The organism is Arthrobacter sp. 2RAF6, from assembly GCF_052115205.1.
Taxonomy (GTDB): domain Bacteria; phylum Actinomycetota; class Actinomycetes; order Actinomycetales; family Micrococcaceae; genus Arthrobacter.
This window is the reverse complement of the sequence record NZ_JBFRGF010000112.1, coordinates 1-695: the sequence shown is the minus strand read 5'-3', so window position 1 is coordinate 695 and position 695 is coordinate 1. Positions and strand designations below refer to the sequence as shown.

1 protein-coding gene is annotated in these 695 nt (G+C 66.9%); it reads right to left on the bottom strand.

The features are described from left to right. Positions 1–695, bottom strand: a 695-nt coding sequence (locus AB4Z38_RS25720; protein ID WP_441432338.1) for a radical SAM protein, incomplete at both ends; no start/stop codon positions are given.

Below are 695 nucleotides of genomic sequence, written 5' to 3'. Positions count from 1 at the left end.
TCGCGGGAGAACAAGCAGCTCATGATCTTGCCTTCGGCGGTGATCCTGGTGCGCCGGCAATCGGAACAGAATGGTTCGGTGACGGAAGCGATGATGCCGACGGTGCCCAGAAGCGGACCCGTGGCTTCGGCGGTTGCCGGGTCCCGGCGTCGTACGTCGAATMGTTCSGCCGGTGCGCCGTCGCGTTCGCGCGGGTCCGGACTGAGCGCGAAGTCCCGGGAGAGCAGTCCGCGGATCTCGGCTGCGGTGATCATGTCCCGCCGGGTCCACCCGTGGTCGGCGTCCAGCGGCATTTGCTCGATGAAGCGCAGTTCATAGCCGCGGTCCACAGCCCAGGCCAGGAGTTCGGGGGACTCGGCGTCGTTGATTCCGCGCATGAGGACGGCGTTGATCTTGACCGGACCCAGGCCTGCAGCCCAGGCGGCATCGACGCCGGCCAACACCTTGTCCAGGAAGGGTCGCCGGGTCAGCTTCGYGAACGTTTCTTCGTGSAGGGAGTCGAGGGAGACGTTGATGCGCGTGAGCCCGGCGTCCTTGAGCGCTGCCGCTTTCTTGTCGAGTCCGACGCCGTTGGTGGTCATGGAGATCGGCAGGTCGGGGTGCGCCTCGCGGAGGGCGGCGATGATGTCCACCAGGTCGGCACGCACCAAGGGCTCGCCTCCCGTGAGGCGAAGTTCGCGGACCCCGAGTTGCTC